Raw genomic sequence first — 23979 nt, forward strand, 5'->3', positions numbered from 1 at the left:
ACCAAAGTAAATTTGAGAGATATCTTCTTCTGTCTTGTTACAGAAGAACAGAAAATCGGGCTTTTGCGCCTGAATATTGCGGAGAAAAAGCATGGCCGGGAATGACCGCGAGCCAATTGGACGCAAAGGGAAACCGACGCGTCCGGTCAAACAAAAGGTAAGCCGTCGTCGTTACGAAGATGACGATGATTACGACGATTATGATGACTATGAGGATGAAGAACCGATGCCGCGCAAAGGTAAGGGCAAAGGCAAAGGGCGTAAGCCTCGTGGCAAACGCGGCTGGCTATGGCTGCTGCTAAAACTGGCTATCGTTTTTGCCGTGCTGATCGCCATTTACGGTGTTTATCTCGATCAAAAAATTCGTAGCCGTATTGATGGCAAAGTCTGGCAATTGCCTGCGGCTGTTTATGGCCGAATGGTCAACCTTGAGCCAGACATGACCATCAGCAAGAACGAGATGGTGAAGCTGCTGGAGGCGACCCAGTATCGTCAGGTGTCAAAAATGACCCGTCCTGGCGAATTTACCGTGCAGGCCAACAGCATTGAGATGATCCGCCGTCCGTTTGATTTCCCGGACAGTAAAGAAGGGCAGGTGCGTGCGCGTCTGACCTTTGATGGCGATCACCTGTCGACGATCGTCAATATGGAGAACAACCGTCAGTTTGGTTTCTTCCGTCTTGATCCGCGTCTGATCACCATGATCTCTTCGCCAAACGGTGAGCAGCGTTTGTTTGTGCCGCGCAGTGGTTTCCCGGATTTGCTGGTGGATACTTTGCTGGCGACAGAAGACCGTCATTTCTACGAGCATGATGGGATCAGTCTCTACTCCATCGGACGTGCGGTGCTGGCAAACCTGACCGCCGGACGCACGGTACAGGGGGCGAGTACGCTGACGCAACAGTTGGTGAAAAACCTGTTCCTCTCCAGCGAACGTTCTTACTGGCGTAAAGCGAACGAAGCCTACATGGCGCTGATCATGGATGCGCGTTACAGCAAAGACCGCATTCTTGAGCTGTATATGAACGAGGTGTATCTCGGTCAGAGCGGCGACAACGAAATCCGCGGTTTCCCGCTGGCGAGCCTGTACTACTTTGGTCGCCCGGTAGAAGAGCTGAGTCTCGACCAGCAGGCGCTGTTGGTTGGTATGGTGAAAGGAGCGTCCATCTACAACCCGTGGCGTAACCCGAAACTGGCGCTGGAGCGACGTAACCTGGTGCTGCGTCTGCTGCAACAACAGCAGATTATTGATCAAGAGCTCTATGACATGTTGAGTGCACGTCCGCTGGGGGTTCAGCCGCGTGGTGGGGTAATCTCTCCACAGCCAGCCTTTATGCAACTGGTGCGTCAGGAGCTGCAGGCGAAATTAGGCGATAAGGTAAAAGATCTCTCCGGCGTGAAGATCTTCACTACCTTTGACTCGGTGGCTCAGGACGCGGCGGAAAAAGCCGCCGTGGAAGGCATTCCGGCACTGAAGAAACAGCGTAAGTTAAGCGATCTGGAAACGGCAATTGTGGTCGTCGACCGCTTTAGTGGTGAAGTTCGTGCGATGGTTGGTGGTTCTGAGCCGCAGTTTGCAGGTTACAACCGTGCAATGCAGGCGCGTCGTTCGATTGGTTCCCTTGCAAAACCAGCGACTTATCTGACGGCCTTAAGCCAGCCGAAAATCTATCGCCTGAACACGTGGATTGCCGATGCGCCAATCGCGCTGCGTCAGCCGAATGGCCAGGTCTGGTCACCGCAGAACGATGATCGTCGTTATAGCGAAAGTGGCAGAGTGATGCTGGTGGATGCGTTGACTCGTTCGATGAACGTGCCGACGGTAAATCTGGGGATGGCGCTGGGGCTGCCTGCGGTTACGGATACCTGGATTAAACTGGGCGTACCGAAAGATCAGCTGCATCCGGTTCCGGCAATGCTGCTGGGGGCGTTGAACTTAACGCCAATTGAAGTGGCGCAGGCGTTCCAGACCATCGCCAGCGGTGGTAACCGAGCACCGCTTTCTGCGCTGCGTTCGGTAATCGCGGAAGATGGCAAGGTGTTGTATCAGAGCTTCCCGCAGGCGGAACGCGCGGTTCCGGCGCAGGCGGCGTATCTGACACTATGGACCATGCAGCAGGTGGTACAACGCGGTACGGGTCGTCAGCTTGGGGCGAAATACCCGAACCTGCATCTGGCGGGCAAAACCGGGACTACCAACAACAACGTGGATACCTGGTTTGCGGGCATTGACGGCAGCACGGTGACCATCACCTGGGTAGGCCGTGATAACAACCAGCCGACCAAACTGTATGGTGCCAGTGGGGCAATGTCGATTTATCAGCGTTATCTGGCTAACCAGACACCAACACCGCTGAATCTTGTTCCACCAGAAGATATTGCAGATATGGGCGTGGACTACGACGGCAACTTTGTCTGCAGCGGTGGCATGCGTGTCTTGCCGGTCTGGACCAGCGATCCGCAATCGCTGTGCCAGCAGAGTGAGATTCAGCAGCAACCGTCAGGCAATCCGTTTGATCAGTCTTCTCAGCCGCAGCAACAACCGCAACAGCAACCTGCTCAGCAAGAGCAGAAAGACAGTGACGGCGTAGCAGGTTGGATCAAGGATATGTTTGGTAGTAATTAACGTCTAAGCGTGACATACCGGATGGCGAGTCGCCATCCGGTAAAATAACATCCTACCCAAAGTATTAACCCTTTCTTTTCATCTGATTGTTTATTAACCCCTCAGGAATGCTCAGATTGCGTACCGCTTGCGAACCCGCCAGCGTTTCGAATATTATCTCATCTTTATAATAATCATTCTCGTTTACGTTATCATTCACTTTACATCAGAGATATACCAATGGCGCGTTCCAAAACTGCTCAGCCAAAACACTCACTGCGTAAAATCGCAGTTGTAGTAGCCACAGCGGTTAGCGGCATGTCTGTTTATGCACAGGCAGCGGTTGAACCGAAAGAAGACACTATCACCGTTACCGCTGCACCAGCGCCGCAAGAAAGCGCATGGGGGCCAGCTGCAACTATTGCGGCGAAGCACTCTGCTACTGCGACTAAAACGGATACACCAATTGAAAAAACGCCGCAGTCTATTTCGGTTGTGACCCGGGAAGAGATGGATATCAAACAACCCGCAACGGTAAAAGAAGCTCTGGATTATACGCCAAGTGTCTTTTCAACGCGTGGTAGTTCAACAACGTATGATGTTGTTTCTATACGTGGATTTACTACAGCCAGTACAGTAAATACTAACCAATATCTGGATGGCTTAAAACTTCAGGGGGATAACTACTCTGAAGCCTCTATTGATCCTTATTTCCTTGAGCGTGTGGAATTACTCCGTGGCCCAGTATCCGTACTGTATGGTAAAAGCCATCCGGGCGGAGTAGTGAGCATGGTAAGCAAACGGCCTTCAACGGATCCGATTAAAGAGATCCAGTTCAAAATGGGAACGGATAATCTTTGGCAGACCGGATTCGATTTTAGTGATGCAATAGATGATGATGGCGTTTGGTCATATCGTTTGACGGGATTAGGACGTAGTCAGGATGCGCAACAAAAGTACGCAAAAACTACAAGGTATGCAGTTGCTCCCTCATTCAGTTGGCGTCCTGATGATAAAACGGATTTCACTTTCCTGAGTAATTTCCAGAGTGATCCCGATGCGGGCTATTATGGTTGGTTACCGCGCCAGGGAACTGTTGTTCCCTATCAGGATGCAAATGGTAGCTGGCACAAATTGCCAACAGATTTCAATGAAGGCGAGAAAGATAATAAGATGTCTCGTCGTCAACAATTAATTGGCTACAGTTTTGCTCATGAATTTAATGATACTTTTACTGTACGTCAGAATCTGCGCTATACCCGCATTCATACACTCTACGATGCAGTATATGGCAATGGTTACATCGCGCCAGCGCAAATTAGCCGTGCTTATGTACGTTCAGACGAAGATTTAAATTCGTTTACTGTTGATACGCAACTACAGTCCAACTTTGCTACCGGTGCTGTAGCGCATACTTTGCTTACTGGCGTGGATTACCTGCGAATGCGTAACGATATTGATGCAAACTATGGTACTGCTAATCCGATTAGCATGACGGATCCACAGTACGGTAACGCCAATATCAATATCAATTTCCCATATGCGGTAATTAACCGTCAGGAACAGACAGGCCTTTATATTCAGGATCAGTCTGAGTGGAATAAGTGGGTATTGACGCTGGGTGGTCGTTACGATTTTGCGAAAACCTCTACCTATACTCGTTCAACGAGTTCTTTGGATGAAATTAACGATCAGCAGTTCACCTGGAGAGGTGGTATTAATTATCTGTTCGATAATGGTATTTCACCTTATTTCAGTTATAGCGAATCCTTCGAGCCAGTATCTGGAGCGACTAAAGAAGGTAAACCGTTTGATCCTTCTCGCGGTAAGCAGTACGAAGCAGGTGTCAAATACGTACCAAAAGATACGCCTGTCACTGTCACTGCCTCGGTATTCCAATTAACGAAAGACAAAAATCTGACTGCAGATCCAAGTAATACTTTGTTTAGCGTACAAGGGGGGGAGATTCGTTCTCGTGGCTTTGAGATTGAGGCTAAAGCAGCTGTCAACGCTAATATCAATGTGACTGCGGCATACAGCTACACCGATGCTGAATACACCAAAGATACACTGTACAAGGGTAAACGCCCGGCAGAGGTCCCCCGAAATATGGCTTCGCTGTGGGCAGATTACACTTTCCACGAAACAGCTCTTAGTGGTCTGAGTCTTGGTGCAGGGGCACGTTATTTTGGCGACACCTCAAGTTTCTACACTACGGGTGATAAGACCAATCAGACATTCAATGTTGGGGGGTATACCTTGGTTGATGCAATGATAAAATATGATCTTGCTCGTTTCGGTATGCCTGGTTCTTCTGTTGGTGTTAACGTAAATAACCTGTTCGACCGCGAATATGTCTCCAGTTGCTATCGTGATTATGCATGTTACTGGGGCGCAGAACGTCAGGTCGTTGCAACCGCAACCTTCCGTTTCTAATTTCTCTTTTGGGGCACGGATTTCCGTGCCCGTTTCACAAGTTGGCTGTTATGCAGGAATACACGAATCATTCCGATACCACTTTTGCACTGCGTAATATCTCCTTTCGTGTGCCCGGGCGCACGCTTTTGCATCCGCTGTCGTTAACCTTTCCTGCCGGGAAAGTGACCGGTCTGATTGGTCACAACGGCTCTGGTAAATCCACGCTGTTAAAAATGTTGGGCCGCCATCAGCCACCGTCAGAAGGGGAGATTCTTCTTGATGCCCAGCCGCTGGAAAGCTGGAGCAGCAAAGCGTTTGCTCGCAAAGTGGCTTATTTGCCGCAGCAGCTTCCTCCGGCAGAAGGGATGACGGTGCGTGAACTGGTGGCGATTGGTCGTTACCCGTGGCATGGCGCGCTGGGGCGCTTTGGCGCGGCAGATCGCGAAAAGGTCGAAGAGGCTATCTCGCTGGTTGGCTTAAAACCGCTGGCGCATCGGCTGGTCGATAGCCTCTCTGGCGGCGAACGTCAACGGGCGTGGATCGCCATGCTGGTGGCGCAGGATAGCCGTTGTCTGTTGCTCGACGAACCGACCTCGGCGCTGGATATCGCCCACCAGGTTGATGTGCTGGCGCTGGTGCACCGTTTAAGTCAGGAGCGTGGCCTGACGGTCATTGCCGTGCTGCACGATATCAATATGGCTGCGCGTTACTGTGATTATCTGGTCGCCCTGCGCGGCGGTGAAATGATTGCGCAGGGAACGCCTGCGGAAATTATGCGCGGCGAAACCCTCGAAATGATTTATGGCATCCCGATGGGAATTTTGCCGCATCCGGCGGGTGCTGCACCTGTGAGTTTTGTTTATTGATGAGTGGCTTACCTCTAATTACGCGCCGTCGACTGTTAACAGCGATGGCGCTATCTCCGTTGTTATGGCAGATGAATACCGCCCGCGCGGCGGCTATTGATCCAAAGCGTATTGTGGCGCTGGAGTGGTTGCCGGTGGAATTACTGCTGGCGCTAGGCATCGTGCCTTACGGCGTGGCGGATACCATCAACTATCGCCTGTGGGTCAGCGAACCGCCATTACCTGAATCGGTGATTGACGTCGGTTTGCGGACAGAACCTAACCTTGAACTGCTGACCGAAATGAAGCCGTCGTTTATGGTCTGGTCGGCAGGGTATGGCCCTTCGCCAGAAATGCTGGCACGTATTGCGCCGGGGCGCGGATTTAACTTCAGCGACGGCAAACAGCCGCTGGCGATGGCGCGTAAATCGCTGACGGAAATGGCAGATTTGCTTAACCTGCAAAGCGCAGCAGAAACGCATTTAGCGCACTATGAAGACTTCATCCGCAGCATGAAACCCCGTTTTGTGAAGCGTGGTGCGCGCCCGTTATTGCTGACGACGCTTATCGATCCACGCCATATGCTGGTCTTCGGCCCGAACAGCCTGTTCCAGGAAATTCTCGATGAGTACGGCATCCCAAATGCCTGGCAAGGAGAAACCAACTTCTGGGGCAGTACTGCCGTCAGTATCGATCGTCTGGCAGCGTATAAGGACGTTGATGTGCTCTGTTTTGATCACGACAACAGCAAAGACATGGACGCACTAATGGCAACCCCGCTGTGGCAGGCCATGCCGTTTGTCCGTGCCGGACGCTTTCAGCGCGTCCCCGCAGTCTGGTTTTATGGTGCGACGCTCTCGGCAATGCACTTTGTGCGTATTCTGGATAACGCCATCGGAGGTAAAGCGTGAGTAAACGTATTGCGCTTTTCCCGGCATTATTGCTGGCGCTGTTGGTGGTTGCCGCAGCGGTGCTCACCTGGATGAACTTCTCTCAGGCGCTGCCGCGTAGCCAGTGGGCGCAGGCTGCCTGGTCGCCGGATATTGACTTCATCGAGCAGATGATTTTTCACTACAGCTTGCTGCCACGTCTGGCGATTTCGCTGCTGGTGGGCGCGGGTCTGGGACTGGTGGGCGTGCTGTTTCAGCAAGTGTTACGTAACCCGCTGGCGGAACCGACCACGTTGGGCGTTGCTACAGGCGCGCAACTGGGGATTACCGTCACCACGCTCTGGGCGATCCCTGGTGCTATGGCGAGCCAGTTTGCTGCATTGGCAGGGGCTTGTGTGGTTGGCTTAATTGTCTTTGGCGTCGCGTGGGGGAAACGGCTTTCTCCGGTAACGCTGATCCTCGCGGGGCTTGTGGTGAGCCTTTATTGCGGGGCAATCAATCAGTTACTGGTTATCTTCCATCACGACCAGCTACAAAGCATGTTCCTGTGGAGTACCGGAACGCTGACGCAAACCGACTGGGGCGGCGTTGAGCGTTTATGGCCACAGCTGCTGGGCGGCGTGATGTTGACGTTACTGCTACTTCGTCCATTAACCCTGATGGGGCTTGATGATGGCGTGGCGCGTAATCTCGGACTGGCTTTATCGCTCGCGCGTCTGGCGGCGCTGTCGCTGGCGATAGTCATCAGTGCTCTGCTGGTGAACGCGGTGGGGATTATCGGCTTTATCGGGTTGTTCGCGCCGCTGCTGGCAAAAATGCTGGGGGCGCGGCGTCTGCTGCCAAGACTGCTGCTGGCGTCACTGATTGGTGCGCTGATCCTCTGGCTTTCCGATCAAATCATCCTCTGGCTGACTCGCGTGTGGATGGAAGTTTCTACCGGTTCGATGACGGCGTTGATAGGTGCGCCGCTGTTACTGTGGCTGCTGCCGCGTTTACGCAGCATCAGTGCGCCGGATATGAAGGCCAACGATCGTGTCGCGACTGAACGCCAACATGTGCTGGCGTTTGCCCTTGCTGGCGGTGTGCTGCTGATAATTGCTGTGGTGGTGGCGCTGTCGTTTGGTCGTGATGCGCACGGCTGGACGTGGGCGAGCGGGGCGCTGCTCGAGGATTTGATGCCCTGGCGCTGGCCGCGAATTATGGCGGCGCTGTTTGCGGGCGTCATGCTGGCGGTGGCGGGCTGTATTATTCAGCGGCTGACCGGCAACCCGATGGCAAGCCCGGAAGTGCTGGGGATTAGCTCCGGCGCGGCGTTTGGCGTGGTGTTAATGCTGTTTCTGGTGCCGGGTAATGCCTTTGGCTGGCTGTTACCCGCGGGAAGTCTCGGGGCGGCGGTGACGCTGTTGATCATTATGATCGCCGCCGGACGCGGTGGATTTTCTCCACACCGCATGTTACTGGCGGGGATGGCGTTAAGTACCGCGTTCACCATGCTTTTGATGATGTTGCAGGCAAGTGGTGACCCGCGAATGGCGCAAGTTCTGACCTGGATTTCCGGTTCGACCTACAACGCGACCGAGGCGCAGGTCTGGCGCACCGGAATTGTGATGGTGATTTTGCTGGCGATTACCCCGCTGTGCCGCCGCTGGCTGACCATTTTACCGCTGGGAGGTGATACCGCACGAGCCGTGGGAATGGCGCTGACGCCGACGCGAATTGCGCTACTGCTGCTGGCGGCTTGCCTGACGGCGACCGCGACAATGACCATCGGGCCGTTGAGTTTTGTTGGCCTGATGGCACCGCATATCGCACGGATGATGGGCTTTCGACGGACGATGCCGCATATTGTGATTTCGGCGCTGGTGGGGGGATTACTGCTGGTGTTCGCTGACTGGTGTGGGCGGATGGTGCTGTTTCCATTCCAGATCCCAGCGGGGCTGCTGTCGACCTTTATCGGCGCGCCGTATTTTATCTATTTGTTGAGAAAGCAGAGCCGTTAATTTTTCCATATAACGGCCCTTAACTCCTGGATGGATAAAGCTTTTACGCGGCAACGGATGCCCGATGCGACGCTGTGGCGTCTTATCGGGCCTACAAACGGTCCTGATCTGTAGGTCGGATAAGGCGTTTACGCCGCATCCGACAAACCATGCTGGATCACAACTTCGCAAACACCCGACGTGCAGCATCGATGGTGTTATTGATATCTTCCATGCTGTGCGCCACAGACATAAAGCCCGCTTCAAACGCTGACGGTGCCAGGTAAACACCTTCGTCCAGCATCATATGGAAGAAACGCTTAAAGCGCTCGACGTCGCAGGCCATCACATCCTGATAGCACGTCACGGACTCGGCGTCGGTAAAGAAAATACCGAACATGCCGCCAACATGGTTAACGACCAATGGAATTCCCGCTTCTTCTGCCGCTTCCCGCAGACCTTCTGCCAGACGTGTTGTCAGCTCATCCAGCGTCTCGTGAACGCCCGGCTGCGCGACTTCATTCAGACAGGCGAAACCGGCTGCCATCGCAATCGGGTTACCGGAAAGCGTACCCGCCTGATAGACCGGACCGGTCGGGGCCAGCGCATCCATCACATCACGACGACCACCGAATGCGCCTACCGGCATTCCACCGCCGATGATTTTGCCCAGGCAGGTGAGGTCTGGCACCACGTCGTAATAATCCTGCGCGCCAGCCAGCGCCACGCGGAAACCGGTCATCACTTCATCGATGATCAGCAATGCGCCAAATTCGTCGCACAGTGCGCGCAGACCCGGTAGGAACTCTGGCAGCGGCGGAACACAGTTCATGTTGCCTGCTACTGGCTCGACAATAATACAGGCAATCTCTTGCGGGTATTGCTCAAACGCGGCGCGTACAGAGGCCAGATCGTTATAAGTACAGGTTAATGTATGTTTGGCGAAATCTGCCGGAACGCCCGGCGAGTTTGGCTGGCCTAACGTGAGTGCGCCAGAACCGGCTTTTACCAGCAGGCAGTCAGCGTGACCGTGGTAACAACCTTCAAATTTAATGATTTTGTCGCGACCGGTAAAACCGCGGGCCAGGCGGATGGCACTCATTGTCGCTTCAGTGCCGGAGTTCACCATGCGCACCATATCCATGGTCGGGACCAGTTCGGTCACCAGTTGCGCCATTTTCACTTCCATTTCGGTCGGTGCACCAAAGCTTAAACCACGCTCGGCGGCTTCAATCACGGCATTGCGGATCGCCGGATGGTTATGGCCCAGCACCATCGGCCCCCAGGAACCGACATAATCGATATAGGCTTTGCCATCAACATCGTACAGATAAGCGCCGTCCGCTTTTTCGATAAACAGTGGAGTGCCGCCCACGCCGGTAAAGGCGCGAACAGGGGAGTTCACACCGCCAGGGATCAGCTCGCGCGCTGCGCTGTATAGATTTTCAGACTTACTCATGGAGGGTTCCTGATTCGTAGAAAAAGTGAATGGCTGCTATTCTATGTTATTCATAACAAGTTAAATACTCGTCAAACGTCAGGTTGCTTGTGCTGGTGCAATCCTGATTTCATAGAGTATAAAAGTTTTGTGCATTTGAAACATTACGCTTTGCAAAGGATTTTCATGGAACGTGCGAGTAAAATGCCGTCATCTTATTTGTATGACCAATAAGTGATCATTGGATGAAAACTGATACTCCCTCTTTAGAAACACCGCAGGCTGCGCGCCTGCGACGCAGACAACTGATTCGCCAACTTCTTGAGCGCGATAAAACCCCGTTAGCCATTTTGTTTATGGCTGCCGTCGTCGGCACGCTTGTCGGGCTGGCAGCTGTTGCTTTTGACAAAGGCGTCGCCTGGTTACAGAACCAACGGATGGGGGCGCTGGTCCATACTGCCGATAATTATCCGCTACTGTTAACCGTCGCTTTTCTCTGTTCGGCGGTGCTGGCGATGTTCGGCTACTTTTTGGTGCGCAAATATGCGCCAGAAGCAGGTGGTTCTGGGATCCCGGAAATTGAAGGGGCGCTGGAAGATCAACGTCCCGTTCGCTGGTGGCGTGTGTTGCCGGTGAAATTCTTTGGCGGGCTGGGGACACTCGGCGGCGGCATGGTGTTGGGGCGTGAAGGGCCAACCGTGCAGATCGGCGGTAATATCGGTCGGATGGTGCTTGATATATTCCGCCTGAAAGGTGATGAAGCGCGCCATACGCTGCTGGCAACCGGTGCAGCAGCGGGTCTGGCTGCGGCCTTTAATGCGCCGCTGGCGGGTATTTTGTTTATTATCGAAGAGATGCGTCCGCAGTTTCGCTATACGTTAATTTCGATTAAAGCGGTATTTATTGGTGTCATTATGTCGACCATTATGTACCGGATTTTTAATCATGAAGTTGCGTTGATTGACGTCGGTAAACTTTCTGACGCGCCGCTTAATACACTGTGGCTTTATCTGATCCTCGGTATTATTTTTGGCATTTTCGGCCCTATTTTTAATAAATGGGTGCTGGGGATGCAGGATTTGCTGCACCGTGTGCACGGCGGCAATATTACCAAATGGGTACTGATGGGCGGTGCGATTGGCGGTCTGTGTGGATTGCTGGGGTTTGTGGCACCAGCAACTTCGGGCGGCGGTTTTAACCTGATTCCTATCGCCACGGCGGGGAACTTCAGCATGGGAATGCTGGTGTTTATCTTCGTCGCGCGGGTCATTACCACCTTACTCTGTTTCTCTTCCGGCGCGCCGGGCGGTATTTTTGCCCCTATGCTGGCGCTGGGTACTGTGCTGGGAACCGCTTTCGGAATGGTTGCCGTTGAGCTGTTTCCGCAATATCACCTTGAGGCGGGGACGTTTGCTATTGCCGGAATGGGGGCGTTACTGGCGGCTTCTATTCGCGCGCCGTTAACGGGGATCATTCTGGTTCTGGAGATGACCGATAACTATCAGCTCATTTTGCCAATGATTATTACCGGTCTTGGCGCAACACTATTAGCACAATTTACCGGCGGGAAACCGCTATACTCGGCGATTCTTGCGCGCACGCTGGCAAAACAGGAAGCGGAACAACTGGCGCGAAGCAAGGCCGCATCAGCCAGCGAGAATACTTGAACGAAATACCAGGGTATTAGATAATGGCGATTATTATTGGGTTAGAATTTGCCCAATTGCCGATGTCGTTTGGAGCAAAATATGAGTGATGACGTAGCACTGCCGCTGGAGTTTACCGACGCAGCAGCCAACAAAGTTAAAAGCCTGATCGCTGACGAAGATAACCCGAATCTGAAATTACGCGTGTATATCACCGGTGGCGGTTGCAGCGGCTTCCAGTATGGTTTCACCTTTGATGATCAGGTGAACGAAGGCGATATGACCATCGAAAAACAGGGCGTTGGCCTGGTGGTTGACCCGATGAGCCTGCAATATCTGGTCGGCGGTTCCGTTGACTATACCGAAGGTCTGGAAGGTTCTCGTTTCATCGTGACCAACCCGAACGCGAAAAGCACCTGCGGTTGCGGTTCTTCCTTCAGCATCTAATCTGTTGTTCATGTGCCGGATAAACTATCCGGCACATCTTCACTCTTCAACGCCCATTCTCATCCAGCGCAAACGTCGGTAGCTTAAGATGCCAACGAATAGCCGCCAGTCGAATCAATAGCGTCACGACCATGCCCATCATACTGGCTGTTTCCAGGGGCACGGAAAATGTGTAATAAGCCGTAGCGTGGACAATACCGCCGATAATACAGGCCGTTGCGTAGATTTCTGTGCGTAAAATCATGGGGATTTCGCGGGCCAGTACATCACGAATGATCCCGCCGCCAACGCCAGTAATGACGCCCATACAAACCGCGATCAACGGACCGGCTTCCGCATTAAAGGCTTTATTCACGCCAATGCCGACAAACACCGCCAGACCAACGGCATCCAGCACCGGCAACATCCATTTCGGTAAGCGTCTTGGCTGGCGCACCAGCACGATCGTCAGCATACTGGTCACCATTGCAACAACCAGATCGGTGGGATCTTTCACCCAAAAGACCGGGCCGTGATCCAGCGCCATGTCGCGAATTGTCCCGCCGCCTACTGCGGTAACCACGCCCAGTACCAGAACACCAAAAGGGTCCATACGCAATTTTCCGGCTAACAAAACGCCGGAGATGGCAAATACCGCTGTGCCGACTATATCCAGCCAATAGACGAGCATTGTTCTATCCCCACTGAGCACCTGAAAAGATCAGGCGCTAATCTACCTGTGAAAGCGCATTACAGAGCTGTTGTGCAGCGAGGATAATACGTGGGCTTGCACGTTCAAACCAGTCACTCGTGAGAGGAATAACGGGAATTTTGAGCTGTTCACCCCAGTATTGTTTGATTTTAGGAATTTGGTCCGGTCCACCTGTAATGACAATCGCCTGTGGCGCGCGTGCTAACACCTGTTCGCGGCTAACTTGCGGCCAGGGAACCCGGCTGTCTTTAAAGATGTTTTCTCCGCCACAAACTTCGAGTACCTGGTTTTGAATCGACTCTTTTCCACTGGTAAATGGCGGATTAATGCCGAATTGCAGAAAAACACGTTTTTTAGGTTTATCAGCATATTGCGCTTTCAATTGTGCGTACTGGTCCAGCAGGGATTGCGCGGCTTGTTCAGCCTTGTCCGGTTGTGGGCTCCAGGGGGCCAGTTGACGTAACGCATTGGCAATTTGTTCAATGCTTGTCGCATCGACCCACATTACTTTTATTCCCAGCGAAGCTAACTGGTCAACCTGCCGCTCGGCATTACCTCCACGCCAGGCAATCACCAGATCGGGTTTAAGGGCCACAATGCGTTCGAGATTCATCCCCTGCCAGGTTGAAACCTGCTCAATCTTTTGCGCTTGTGGAGGGTAGTCGGAATAACTGCTGACCCCTACCGGCGTGATCCCGGCGGCAAAAGCAAGTTCAGTGTTGGCGGGTGAAAGCGTGATGACGCGCGGCGCGGCGTTGAGCCACAGCGGCGCGAGAAAAGACAGGGCGACCAGCGCCCTGAACAGTGACTTAGCCATGTGCCAGTTTCTGCACCAGTGACTCAACCATCAGACTGGACTGTTTAGCAGCAACAGCCAGGAACTCATCGAAGCTAAGATGAGACTGTTGATCGGCCACGTCGGAGATGGCGCGTACGACAACAAACGGGACGTTAAAATTGTGGCAGACATGAGCGATTGCCGTCGCTTCCATCTCTACAGCAATGGCCTGCGGGAAGTTGTGGCGGATTTTCGCCAGGCCAACAGAACCGTTGATGAAAGCGTCGCCGCTGACAATCAGGCCACGTACAGCGTTAAGATTCAGTTCGGCAATGCAGGCCTCAGCGGCAGCGATCAGTTTATCGTCAGCTTTGAAGCCTGCCGGGCAGCCTGGTAACTGACCGTATTCATAACCAAATGCCGTGACATCCGCGTCGTGATAACGTGCTTCGTCCGAGACAACGATATCGCCCACTTTCAGCGTTGGTGCCAGGCCACCGGCAGAACCGGTGTTAATAATCACATCTGGCTTGCAGTGTTCCAACAGCAGAGTTGCACCCAGTGCCGCAGCGACTTTACCGATGCCCGATTTCAGAAGCACAACTTCGGTTCCATTCAGTTGGCCGGTATAGATTTCGCAACCGCCCAGACTGATAGTTTGGCGGTTTTCGATTTTGTCACGCAGCAGCGTAACTTCTTCTTCCATTGCACCAATGATGCCGATTTTCATAGATTTACTCGCGATAAGCCCGATTTGAAGGCATAGTTTACCATGCGCTTACGGGGAAGCGTATTTCTCACGCGGGAGAGGACATGGCACAGATTGATTTCCGAAAAAAAATAAACTGGCATCGTCGTTACCGTTCACCACAGGGCGTTAAAACCGAACATGAGATCCTGCGAATCTTTGAGAGCGATCGCGGACGTATTATCAACTCTCCGGCAATTCGTCGTCTGCAACAAAAGACCCAGGTTTTTCCGCTGGAGCGAAATGCCGCCGTGCGCACGCGTCTAACCCATTCAATGGAAGTCCAGCAGGTGGGGCGCTACATCGCCAAAGAAATTTTAAGCCGTCTGAAAGAGCTTAAATTACTGGAAGATTATGGTCTGGATGAACTGACCGGCCCCTTTGAAAGTATTGTTGAGATGTCATGCCTGATGCACGATATCGGCAATCCGCCGTTTGGCCATTTTGGTGAAGCGGCGATAAATGACTGGTTTCGCCAGCGTTTGTTTCCGGCTGATGCCGAAAGCCAGCCTCTGACTGACGATCGCTGCTGCGTGGTGGCATTACGTTTACGGGAAGGGGAAGAACCGCTTAACGAACTGCGGCGCAAAATTCGTCAGGACTTATGCCATTTTGAGGGGAATGCACAAGGTATTCGTCTGGTGCATACATTGATGCGGATGAATCTCACCTGGGCACAGGTTGGCGGTATTTTAAAATATACCCGTCCGGCGTGGTGGCGTGGCGAAACGCCTGAGACACATCACTATTTAATGAAAAAGCCGGGTTATTATCTTTCTGAAGAAGCTTATATTGCCCGGTTGCGTAAAGAACTTAATTTGGCGCTTTACAGTCGTTTTCCATTAACGTGGATTATGGAAGCTGCCGACGACATCTCCTATTGTGTGGCAGATCTTGAAGATGCGGTAGAGAAAAGAATATTCAGCGTTGAGCAGCTTTATCATCATTTGCACGAAGCGTGGGGCCAGCATGAGAAAGGTTCGCTCTTTTCGCTGGTGGTTGAAAATGCCTGGGAAAAATCACGCTCAAATAGTTTAAGCCGCAGTACGGAAGATCAGTTTTTTATGTATTTACGGGTAAACACCCTAAATAAACTGGTACCCTACGCGGCACAACGATTTATTGATAATCTGCCTGCGATTTTCGCCGGAACGTTTAATCATGCATTATTGGAAGATGCCAGCGAATGCAGCGATCTTCTAAAGCTATATAAAAATGTCGCTGTAAAACATGTGTTTAGCCATCCAGATGTCGAGCAGCTTGAATTGCAGGGCTATCGGGTCATTAGCGGATTATTAGAGATTTATCGCCCTTTATTAAGCCTGTCGTTATCAGACTTTACTGAACTGGTAGAAAAAGAACGGGTGAAACGTTTCCCTATTGAATCGCGCTTATTCCACAAACTCTCGACGCGCCATCGGCTGGCCTATGTCGAGGCTGTCAGTAAATTACCGTCAGATTCTCCTGAGTTTCCGCTATGGGAATATTATTACCGTTGCCGCCTGCTGCAGGATTATATCAGCGGTATGACCGACCTCTATGCCTGGGATGAATACCGACGTCTGATGGCCGTAGAACAATAACCAGGCTTTTGTAAAGACGAACAATAAATTTTTACCTTTTGCAGAAACTTTAGTTCGGAACTTCGCGCTATAAAACGAATCTGAAGAACACAGCAATTTTGCGTTATCTGTTAATCGAGACTGAAATACATGAAAAAAACCACATTAGCACTGAGTGCACTGGCTCTGAGTTTAGGTTTGGCGTTATCTCCGCTCTCTGCAACGGCGGCTGAGACTTCTTCAGCAACGACAGCCCAGCAGATACCAAGCCTTGCACCAATGCTCGAAAAGGTGATGCCTTCAGTGGTCAGCATTAACGTAGAAGGTAGCACAACCGTTAATACGCCGCGTATGCCGCGTAATTTCCAGCAGTTCTTCGGTGATGATTCTCCGTTCTGCCAGGAAGGTTCTCCGTTCCAGAGCTCTCCGTTCTGCCAGGGGGGCCAGGGCGGTAATGGCGGCGGCCAGCAACAAAAATTCATGGCGCTGGGTTCCGGCGTCATCATTGATGCCGATAAAGGCTATGTCGTCACCAACAACCACGTTGTTGATAACGCGACGGTGATTAAAGTCCAGCTGAGCGATGGTCGTAAGTTCGACGCGAAGATGGTTGGCAAAGATCCGCGCTCTGATATCGCGCTGATCCAGATCCAGAATCCGAAAAACCTGACCGCAATTAAGATGGCGGATTCTGATGCACTGCGCGTGGGTGATTACACCGTAGCAATTGGTAACCCGTTCGGCCTGGGCGAGACAGTAACTTCCGGGATTGTCTCTGCGCTGGGGCGTAGCGGTCTGAATGCCGAAAACTATGAAAACTTCATCCAGACCGATGCTGCGATCAACCGTGGTAACTCCGGTGGTGCGCTGGTTAACCTGAACGGCGAACTGATCGGTATCAACACCGCGATCCTCGCACCGGACGGCGGCAACATCGGTATCGGTTTTGCTATCCCGAGTAACATGGTGAAAAACCTGACCTCGCAGATGGTGGAATACGGCCAGGTGAAACGCGGTGAGCTGGGTATTATGGGGACTGAGCTGAACTCCGATCTGGCGAAAGCGATGAAAGTTGACGCCCAGCGCGGTGCTTTCGTAAGCCAGGTTCTGCCGAATTCTTCCGCCGCGAAAGCGGGCATTAAAGCGGGTGATGTGATCACCTCACTGAACGGTAAGCCAATCAGCAGCTTTGCCGCACTGCGTGCTCAGGTGGGCACTATGCCGGTAGGCAGCAAACTGACCCTGGGCTTACTGCGCGACGGGAAGCAGGTTAACGTGAACCTGGAACTGCAGCAGAGCAGCCAGAATCAGGTTGATTCCAGCACCATCTTCAACGGCATTGAAGGCGCTGAGATGAGCAACAAAGGCAAAGATCAGGGCGTGGTGGTGAACAACGTGAAAACGGGCACTCCAGCTGCGCAGATCGGCCTGAAGAAAGGTGATGTGATTATTGGTGCGAACCAGCAGGCAGTGAAAAACATCGCTGAACTGCGTAAAGTTCTCGACAGCAAACCGTCTGTGCTGGCACTGAACATTCAGCGCGGCGACAGCACCATCTACTTGTTAATGCAGTAATCTCCCTCAACCCCTTCCTGAAAACGGGAAGGGGTTCTCCTTACAATCTGTGAACTTCACCACAACTCCATACATCTTCCTCATCCTTTGGGCATTTGCACAATGCCGTACGTTACGTACTTCCTTATGCTAAGCCGTGCATAACGGAGGACTTATGGCTGGCTGGCATCTTGATACCAAAATGGCGCAGGATATCGTGGCGCGCACCATGCGCATCATTGATACCAATATTAACGTAATGGATGCCCGCGGGCGTATTATCGGCAGCGGCGATCGTGAGCGTATTGGTGAATTGCACGAAGGTGCATTGCTGGTACTTTCACAGGGACGAGTCGTCGATATCGATGACGCGGTGGCACGTCATCTGCACGGTGTGCGGCAGGGGATTAATCTACCGTTACGGCTGGAAGGTGAAATTGTCGGCGTAATTGGCCTGACAGGTGAACCAGAGAATCTGCGTAAATATGGCGAACTGGTCTGCATGACGGCTGAAATGATGCTGGAACAGTCGCGGTTGATGCACCTGTTGGCGCAGGATAGCCGTTTGCGGGAAGAACTGGTGATGAACCTCCTTCAGGCCGAGGAGAATACTCCCGCACTTACTGATTGGGCGCAACGGCTGGGGGTCGATCTCAATCAACCGCGAGTGGTGGCTATTGTTGAGGTCGATAGCGGTCAACTTGGCGTGGATAGCGCAATGGCGGAGTTACAGCAACTGCAAAACGCGCTGACTACACCCGAGCGTAATAATCTGGTGGCGATTGTTTCACTGACCGAAATGGTGGTGTTGAAACCGGCGTTGAATTCGTTTGGGCGCTGGGATGCAGAAGATCATCGTAAGCGAGTTGAACAACTGATTGCCCGCATGAAAGAGTATGGTCAGCTACGTTTTCGCGTTTCGCTGGGTAACTATTTTACCGGACCAGGCAGTATTGCCCGCTCTTATCGTACGGCGAAAACGACGATGGTGGTGGGTAAACAGCGGATGCCCGAAAGTCGCTGCTATTTTTATCAGGATTTGATGTTGCCTGTGTTGCTCGACAGTTTGCGTGGCGATTGGCAGGCCAACGAACTGGCGCGACCGCTGGCGCGGCTGAAAGCGATGGACAATAACGGCTTGCTGCGGCGAACGCTGGCTGCGTGGTTTCGCCACAATGTGCAACCGCTGGCAACGTCAAAGGCGTTGTTTATTCATCGTAATACTCTTGAGTATCGGCTTAATCGTATATCGGAACTGACCGGGCTTGATTTGGGCAATTTTGATGACAGGTTGCTGCTGTATGTGGCGTTACAACTGGATGAAGAGCGGTAGGTCGATTACAAAATTACAGCCGGGTGAGACTTTACCCGGCCCACAGAATGACATTATTTACGCGTCAGTTTTTCCAGATCGGCTTCAATCTCGCTGATCTTATTGGTTACTACTGACTCCAGGTGACGTAAGTCGTCGAGGATCTTACGCTTAAGATCAACTTCGCTGCGGTCACGCTGGCAGATTTGATCTAGCTCATCAATGATATACCGTAGATTCGGGCTGATTTCCTGGACTTCTTTATAACCCTGACCCACACCATCAGCGACGACCGTTTTACGCTGACGCGGATATTTAAACTTCACGCTCTTGGCGAAAAACTCGCCTTTGTCTTTCTGGAAATAGATTTTCAGAATATCGTTGTTGGCTTCCTGCCGGAGGCTGTAACGATCAATTTCTTCAGGATTGGTAATACCCAGACTTTTCAGATTGTCGTACATAGCGTTACCTCAAAATGAGTCAGTAAATTGTGCTTATTTTAGCATTTGGCCTGGCCTGCCCGGCTCGACTGTGATCGCAGAAAGCCTTTTTCTTCCAGACTTCTATCATGGCGTAAAAATCAAAAAATTACCTGCTTTATTCTGGCGATAAAATTCACGTTCTACACCAGTTCCAGCATCGTTACTTCCGGGCGGCAGTTCAGACGCAAACCATACAAACTGCCCACGCCACGGGTTGTGTAGATGTGTCGTTCGCCAAAGGCATTTAATCCGGCGACGTAACGTTTATCTTCGACAGGGGCAAAAGGTTCACCAACCAACGGTACGCGCAGTTGCCCGCCGTGAGTATGGCCGCACAGCATCAGATCCCAGGGTTCATCACGTATGACTTCTTTGCTGTCGGGATTATGTGCCAGCACCAGACGAGGCAGATTTGCTTCGCTGGCGGGAGGTGGTTTGCATTGTCCGGCTCATAAATCACCAGTGCCAACCAGTTCAAATTGCCGTTTTGATGTGGCGATTACCGTTGCCTGGTTAAACAACACAGTGATCCCCGCCGATTTTAACGCCTCGCCAATTAAGCGATTTTTCTCTGTACCCACGGGGTGATCGTGATTGCCAAAACAGGCAAATGTCGGTGCACATTTGGCAAGGGGAGAGAGTACGTCACTGAACGCCGAAAAATTCAGCGGCATATCAAATAAAACATAATCGCCACCCAGCAAAATCAAATCAGGTTTTTGCGCTACGCCAAGGGCAATAGCGTCAGAAATCAGGCTTAAAGGAACAAAACGAGAGTAATGGAGATCGGCCAGAAACAGAATTTTGAATGGTGCGGCTTTTTCTTCAAAAAAGGCGAAGCGGTGATGGCTTAATTCAAGCCAGCCGGGTTCCAGGTAATGCATATAACCGAAACCTGAACTCACCGTTAACGTCGCGGCGGCAGCCTGTAAAAAACGCCTGCGTGTGATCATCATTCATCCCTGTAAAAAAACGGGCAGCTTCATGCTGCCCGTGTACTGACTTTTAGTCGATGGTGCGTAGCAGTTCGTTAATGCCGACTTTGCCGCGAGTTTTCGCGTCAACTTTCTTAACGATAACCGCACAGTAGAGGCTGTATTTGCCATCTTTCGACGGCAGATTACCTGACACAACCACCGAACCAGCCGGAACGCGACCGTAGTGGATTTCGCCGGTTTCACGGTCGTAAATACGGGTGCTCTGACCAATGTATACGCCCATAGAGATGACGGAACCTTCTTCGACAATCACCCCTTCAACCACTTCAGAGCGTGCGCCGATGAAGCAGTTATCTTCAATAATGGTCGGGTTAGCCTGCAGCGGCTCCAGCACGCCGCCGATACCCACGCCACCGGAAAGGTGGACGTTTTTACCAATCTGCGCACAGGAACCGACGGTCGCCCAGGTATCAACCATGGTGCCTTCATCAACATATGCGCCGATGTTGACGTAAGACGGCATCAGCACGGTGTTACGGGCAATGAACGCGCCCTGACGCACTGCCGCTGGTGGCACGACGCGGAAGCCTTCTTTCTGGAAACGTGCTTCATCGTAGTTAGCGAATTTCATCGGCACTTTGTCGAAGTAGCGGCTTTCTGCCCCTTCGATCACCTGATTATCATTAATACGGAAAGAGAGCAGCACCGCTTTTTTCAACCACTGATGCGTCACCCACTGACCGTTAATTTTTTCCGCAACACGCAGTGCGCCGGAATCCAGCAGGGCGATCACCTGATTTACCGCTTCGCGGGTAACGGTGTCTGCATTGGCTGGGGTGATCTCGGCACGGCGTTCAAAAGCGGTTTCAATAATGTTCTGTAACTGCTGCATTGTTAAACTCTTTTCATATCAGTAAACACATCACCCTTTATCGTTTGGATTGAGGGCCTCTGTCAACCGCTGATGCACTTCCTGCTGCAACTCGTTATTAAGCGCACGCCGGTCAGCGGTGGCAATTATGAATAAATCTTCTACTCGCTCGCCAATGGTTGTAATTCGGGCGCCATGAAGCGAAATTCCCAGATCGGCAAAAATTTTCCCGACTCGCGCCAGCAAGCCAGGTTGGTCGAGGGCAATCAATTCGAGGAATGATTTTCGGTCGGTATGGGTCGGCAAAAACGTCACTTCGGTTTCAACAGTAAAATGGCGCAATTTGGCGGGTTGGCGACGTGGCTGCGGTGGCTGCCAGCTACTTTGTGTCAGCACCTGTTCCAGACCAAATCGAATAACGTCATGGCGATCTGCGGACAGCGGGCTGCCATCGGGTTCCAGCACGATGAAGGTATCCATTGCCATACCGTCGCGAGTGGTGAAAATTTGTGCGTCGTGAACGCTTAAATTGCGGCGGTCTAACTCGGCACACACGGCGGCAAACAGATATGGGCGGTCCGGGCTCCAGATAAAAATCTCCGTGCCACCACGCGTAGCCTGCGGGCTAAGCAAGACCAGCGGTTTGCTTAAATCATGCTGTAATAAATGGCGCGCATGCCAGGCCAGTTGATTTGGGCTATGGCGGACAAAATAGTTAGCGCGACAGCGTGACCAGATATGGTGCAGCGCCTCTTCGTCAATATTGTCCATACGCAGTAGCGCCAGCGCCTGTAGCTGGTGATGGCGAACGCGTTCGCGCATATCCGGCGTGTTTTGCATTCCGCGCCGTAGCTGCTTTTCGGTGGCAAAGTAGAGCTCACGCAACAGACTTTGCTTCCAGCTGTTCCACAGTGTTTCGTTGGTGGCGCAAATGTCTGCCACTGTCAGGCATACCAGATAACGCAGACGATTTTCTGTTTGCACTTCTTCGGCAAACTGCTTGATGACTTCCGGGTCCTGAATATCGCGGCGCTGAGCTGTCACCGACATCAGCAAGTGCTGGCGAACCAGCCAGGCGACCAGCTGTGTTTCGCGCGAGTTCAGTCCGTGGAGTTCGGCAAAATGCACTACATCCTGAGCACCGAGAATGGAGTGGTCGCCGCCGCGTCCTTTGGCGATATCATGAAACAGCGCGGCGATGAAAATCAGCTCAGTTGACGGCAGGCGCGGCCAGACGTCCACACATAACGGATGGCGCTGTCGCGTTTCTTCACTGGCAAAACTCTCCAGTTTCAACATCACGCGGATAGTATGTTCATCCACCGTGTAGGCGTGGAACAGGTCAAACTGCATCTGCCCGACGATATGCGACCATTGCGGCATATACGCGCCGAGCACGCTATGGCGATGCATTGGCAATAGTCCGCGTCGCACCGCTCCGGGGTGGCGTAGAATGCTCAAAAACAGTTTTCGCGCTTCCGGAATATTGCACAGTGGTTGTTGCAGATGGCGACGGGCGTGGCGCAACTGGCGCAGCGTGGTGGAGTAAATGCCGGTGATCGCACTGTTGCGCACCATGGTGTAGAACATACGCAAGATGGCTTCTGGCTGGCGCATAAATAGTGTTTCATCACGCAGGTCGATCAGCGTTCCGCGTAGCTGAAACTCATCGTCGATTGGACGTGGTTTTTCGTCGGCGGGAAGGGCGAGGATGGCTTCATCGAACAGTTGCAGCAGCATCTGGTTGAGTTCACTGACGCGGCGTGTAACGCGGAAGTAATCCTTCATCATCCGCTCGACCGGTTCGTTACCTTCACCACTGTAATTCAGACGCTGGGCGACGCTAAGCTGGCGATCAAACAGCAGGCGATTATCGTAACGGCTGACGACCAGATGCAGGGCAAAGCGAATACGCCACAATATATGCAGACATTCGTTTAATTCCGCCCGCTCCGCTGAGGTCAAGAAGCCAAACCCTACCATTTCATCCAGTGAAGTCGCGCCAAAATGACGGCGGGCCACCCATTGCAGAGTGTGGATATCGCGCAAGCCGCCGGGGCTACTTTTGATGTCTGGTTCAAGGTTGTAGCTGGTGCCGTGGTAACGCTGATGGCGCTGGTTCTGTTCTTCAACTTTCGCCGCGTAGAACTTGTCGGAAGGCCAGAATCCTTCGCTAAAAATATGTTTTTGCAGTTCGAGGAACAGCGCAACATCGCCAATTAATAAGCGGGATTCGATTAAATTGGTGGCGACGGTTAAATCCGATAACCCTTCCAGCATGCACTCCTCAAGCGTGCGTACGCTATGACCGACTTCCAGCTTCACATCCCAGAGCAGCGTTAATAGCTCGCCAACTTTCTGTGCCTGATCGTCCGGGAGTTTCTTACGGCTTAAGATCAGTAAATCGATGTCGGAAAGTGGATGCAATTCACCGCGGCCATAGCCACCGACGGCAACCAATGCCAGGTCAGCAATCTGGCTGAATCCCGCTTCAATCCATAACCGTTGCAGGAGTTGGTCGATAAACTCGGTGCGTGCCTCAATCAATTGTTCTGCGGAGTTCCCATTGTCAAAGGCATCACCCAGCCAACGCTGGAAGGTATCAATATGGGCTTTTATCCCACAAACGGTTAATTCATCACGGGGCCAGGCGCATGGATTTTGCGGTTGACCGGGCAGGGTGGGGAGAGCGGTGTTTGCATACTGTTCTGGAAGGGTATTCATTGTGCGCCACCCATAAGATTAAATTATCGTATTAAAAAAGCCGGCATTCGC

At 52.3% G+C, this 23979-nt stretch carries 19 protein-coding genes and 1 pseudogene; 12 read left to right on the top strand and 8 right to left on the bottom strand.

From position 1 onward, the window contains the following. The first annotated feature begins 91 nt into the window (after window positions 1-91). The 5 genes from mrcB (at window position 92) to fhuB (ending at window position 8758) form a co-directional block, all read left to right on the top strand. Window positions 92-2626, top strand: coding sequence for a bifunctional glycosyl transferase/transpeptidase (gene mrcB / locus QUE34_RS00770; protein WP_032302409.1), 2535 nt, complete (start codon window positions 92-94; stop codon window positions 2624-2626). A gap of 219 nt (window positions 2627-2845) precedes the next feature. Continuing rightward, a complete protein-coding gene (gene fhuA, locus QUE34_RS00775) occupies window positions 2846-5041 on the top strand; it encodes a ferrichrome porin FhuA (RefSeq protein WP_000124389.1) in 2196 nt (731 codons plus the stop codon). Between the two features lie 50 nt (window positions 5042-5091). Further along, complete coding sequence (fhuC, locus tag QUE34_RS00780) at window positions 5092-5889, top strand: Fe3+-hydroxamate ABC transporter ATP-binding protein FhuC (RefSeq protein ID WP_001158929.1); 798 nt, start codon at window positions 5092-5094, stop codon at window positions 5887-5889. After that, the gene (gene fhuD / locus QUE34_RS00785) at window positions 5889-6779 is read left to right on the top strand and encodes a Fe(3+)-hydroxamate ABC transporter substrate-binding protein FhuD (protein WP_103253560.1); all 891 of its coding nucleotides are present in this window, start codon (window positions 5889-5891) and stop codon (window positions 6777-6779) included. The genes fhuC and fhuD overlap by 1 nt, the downstream gene beginning before the upstream one ends. After that, entirely contained in the window at window positions 6776-8758 is a 1983-nt protein-coding gene (gene fhuB / locus QUE34_RS00790) for a Fe(3+)-hydroxamate ABC transporter permease FhuB (RefSeq protein WP_105268445.1), read from the top strand. Before fhuD ends, fhuB begins: the two co-directional genes overlap by 4 nt. A 157-nt stretch (window positions 8759-8915) precedes the next feature. Here the strand turns inward: fhuB and hemL are convergent, their stop codons facing one another. Next, window positions 8916-10196 carry a glutamate-1-semialdehyde 2,1-aminomutase gene (gene hemL, locus QUE34_RS00795; RefSeq protein WP_032302414.1) on the bottom strand — a complete coding sequence of 427 codons (1281 nt, stop codon included), beginning with the start codon at window positions 10194-10196 and terminating at the stop codon, window positions 8916-8918. Between the two features lie 165 nt (window positions 10197-10361). On the opposite strand from hemL, the gene yadX reads away from it, so the two are divergent. The 4 genes from yadX to erpA are packed head-to-tail and all read left to right on the top strand — an operon-like array spanning window position 10362 to window position 12268. Beyond that, window positions 10362-10409 carry a protein YadX gene (yadX, locus tag QUE34_RS00800; RefSeq protein WP_211180485.1) on the top strand — a complete coding sequence of 16 codons (48 nt, stop codon included), beginning with the start codon at window positions 10362-10364 and terminating at the stop codon, window positions 10407-10409. 11 nt (window positions 10410-10420) lie between these two features. Then, window positions 10421-11842, top strand: coding sequence for a H(+)/Cl(-) exchange transporter ClcA (gene clcA, locus QUE34_RS00805; RefSeq protein ID WP_000845394.1), 1422 nt, complete (start codon window positions 10421-10423; stop codon window positions 11840-11842). Window positions 11843-11865: 23 nt separating this feature from the next. Then, a complete protein-coding gene (gene yadW / locus QUE34_RS00810; RefSeq protein ID WP_120795373.1) occupies window positions 11866-11931 on the top strand; it encodes a small protein YadW in 66 nt (21 codons plus the stop codon). Continuing rightward, a complete protein-coding gene (erpA, locus tag QUE34_RS00815) occupies window positions 11924-12268 on the top strand; it encodes an iron-sulfur cluster insertion protein ErpA (protein ID WP_001295564.1) in 345 nt (114 codons plus the stop codon). The genes yadW and erpA overlap by 8 nt, the downstream gene beginning before the upstream one ends. Window positions 12269-12314: 46 nt before the next feature. On the opposite strand, the gene QUE34_RS00820 is transcribed toward erpA, so the two are convergent. The 3 genes from QUE34_RS00820 to mtnN are packed head-to-tail and all read right to left on the bottom strand — an operon-like array spanning window position 12315 to window position 14467. Further along, complete coding sequence (locus QUE34_RS00820) at window positions 12315-12938, bottom strand: TRIC cation channel family protein (RefSeq protein ID WP_000964221.1); 624 nt, start codon at window positions 12936-12938, stop codon at window positions 12315-12317. A gap of 37 nt (window positions 12939-12975) precedes the next feature. Next, window positions 12976-13776, bottom strand: a complete 801-nt coding sequence (gene btuF, locus QUE34_RS00825; protein ID WP_001306218.1) for a vitamin B12 ABC transporter substrate-binding protein BtuF — start codon at window positions 13774-13776, stop codon at window positions 12976-12978. Then, window positions 13769-14467, bottom strand: coding sequence for a 5'-methylthioadenosine/S-adenosylhomocysteine nucleosidase (gene mtnN, locus QUE34_RS00830; protein ID WP_103253562.1), 699 nt, complete (start codon window positions 14465-14467; stop codon window positions 13769-13771). Before mtnN ends, btuF begins: the two co-directional genes overlap by 8 nt. Window positions 14468-14550: 83 nt before the next feature. Here mtnN and dgt point away from each other — a divergent pair, with 83 nt between their 5' ends. The 3 genes from dgt (at window position 14551) to cdaR (ending at window position 18934) form a co-directional block, all read left to right on the top strand. Then, window positions 14551-16068 (top strand): dGTPase, encoded by a 1518-nt coding sequence (gene dgt, locus QUE34_RS00835; protein ID WP_032302417.1) that lies wholly within the window; start codon window positions 14551-14553, stop codon window positions 16066-16068. Between the two features lie 129 nt (window positions 16069-16197). Then, window positions 16198-17622, top strand: coding sequence for a serine endoprotease DegP (gene degP / locus QUE34_RS00840; protein ID WP_032302419.1), 1425 nt, complete (start codon window positions 16198-16200; stop codon window positions 17620-17622). 154 nt (window positions 17623-17776) lie between these two features. After that, complete coding sequence (gene cdaR / locus QUE34_RS00845) at window positions 17777-18934, top strand: DNA-binding transcriptional regulator CdaR (RefSeq protein WP_088541426.1); 1158 nt, start codon at window positions 17777-17779, stop codon at window positions 18932-18934. A 53-nt stretch (window positions 18935-18987) separates the two neighbouring features. Here the strand turns inward: cdaR and QUE34_RS00850 are convergent, their stop codons facing one another. The 4 genes and pseudogenes from QUE34_RS00850 to glnD all read right to left on the bottom strand — a co-directional run bounded on the left by QUE34_RS00850 (window position 18988) and on the right by glnD (window position 23928). Next, window positions 18988-19374: a DUF3461 family protein gene (locus tag QUE34_RS00850; RefSeq protein WP_000272188.1), complete on the bottom strand. Its 387-nt coding sequence runs from the start codon at window positions 19372-19374 to the stop codon at window positions 18988-18990. 161 nt (window positions 19375-19535) lie between these two features. Next, window positions 19536-20348: pseudogene (gene yaeI / locus QUE34_RS00855) on the bottom strand (phosphodiesterase YaeI). 52 nt (window positions 20349-20400) lie between these two features. After that, a complete protein-coding gene (gene dapD / locus QUE34_RS00860; protein ID WP_064525011.1) occupies window positions 20401-21225 on the bottom strand; it encodes a 2,3,4,5-tetrahydropyridine-2,6-dicarboxylate N-succinyltransferase in 825 nt (274 codons plus the stop codon). 30 nt (window positions 21226-21255) lie between these two features. Next, window positions 21256-23928: a bifunctional uridylyltransferase/uridylyl-removing protein GlnD gene (gene glnD, locus QUE34_RS00865; RefSeq protein WP_032302423.1), complete on the bottom strand. Its 2673-nt coding sequence runs from the start codon at window positions 23926-23928 to the stop codon at window positions 21256-21258. Between the last annotated feature and the right edge of the window lie 51 nt (window positions 23929-23979).

Origin of the sequence: Escherichia sp. KS167_9B (genome assembly GCF_030295215.1) — a bacterium.
Classification (GTDB): Bacteria; Pseudomonadota; Gammaproteobacteria; order Enterobacterales; family Enterobacteriaceae; genus Escherichia; species Escherichia coli_F.

What these genes read in the sequence shown, in the direction of transcription:
- mrcB (WP_032302409.1), top strand. Translation starts at nt 92, where the DNA reads ATGGCCGGGAATGACCGCGAGCCAATTGGACGCAAAGGGAAACCGACG.
- fhuA (WP_000124389.1), top strand. Translation starts at nt 2,846, where the DNA reads ATGGCGCGTTCCAAAACTGCTCAGCCAAAACACTCACTGCGTAAAATC.
- fhuC (WP_001158929.1), top strand. Translation starts at nt 5,092, where the DNA reads ATGCAGGAATACACGAATCATTCCGATACCACTTTTGCACTGCGTAAT.
- fhuD (WP_103253560.1), top strand. Translation starts at nt 5,889, where the DNA reads ATGAGTGGCTTACCTCTAATTACGCGCCGTCGACTGTTAACAGCGATG.
- hemL (WP_032302414.1), bottom strand. Translation starts at nt 10,196, where the DNA reads ATGAGTAAGTCTGAAAATCTATACAGCGCAGCGCGCGAGCTGATCCCT.
- clcA (WP_000845394.1), top strand. Translation starts at nt 10,421, where the DNA reads ATGAAAACTGATACTCCCTCTTTAGAAACACCGCAGGCTGCGCGCCTG.
- erpA (WP_001295564.1), top strand. Translation starts at nt 11,924, where the DNA reads ATGAGTGATGACGTAGCACTGCCGCTGGAGTTTACCGACGCAGCAGCC.
- QUE34_RS00820 (WP_000964221.1), bottom strand. Translation starts at nt 12,938, where the DNA reads ATGCTCGTCTATTGGCTGGATATAGTCGGCACAGCGGTATTTGCCATC.
- btuF (WP_001306218.1), bottom strand. Translation starts at nt 13,776, where the DNA reads ATGGCTAAGTCACTGTTCAGGGCGCTGGTCGCCCTGTCTTTTCTCGCG.
- mtnN (WP_103253562.1), bottom strand. Translation starts at nt 14,467, where the DNA reads ATGAAAATCGGCATCATTGGTGCAATGGAAGAAGAAGTTACGCTGCTG.
- dgt (WP_032302417.1), top strand. Translation starts at nt 14,551, where the DNA reads ATGGCACAGATTGATTTCCGAAAAAAAATAAACTGGCATCGTCGTTAC.
- degP (WP_032302419.1), top strand. Translation starts at nt 16,198, where the DNA reads ATGAAAAAAACCACATTAGCACTGAGTGCACTGGCTCTGAGTTTAGGT.
- cdaR (WP_088541426.1), top strand. Translation starts at nt 17,777, where the DNA reads ATGGCTGGCTGGCATCTTGATACCAAAATGGCGCAGGATATCGTGGCG.
- QUE34_RS00850 (WP_000272188.1), bottom strand. Translation starts at nt 19,374, where the DNA reads ATGTACGACAATCTGAAAAGTCTGGGTATTACCAATCCTGAAGAAATT.
- dapD (WP_064525011.1), bottom strand. Translation starts at nt 21,225, where the DNA reads ATGCAGCAGTTACAGAACATTATTGAAACCGCTTTTGAACGCCGTGCC.
- glnD (WP_032302423.1), bottom strand. Translation starts at nt 23,928, where the DNA reads ATGAATACCCTTCCAGAACAGTATGCAAACACCGCTCTCCCCACCCTG.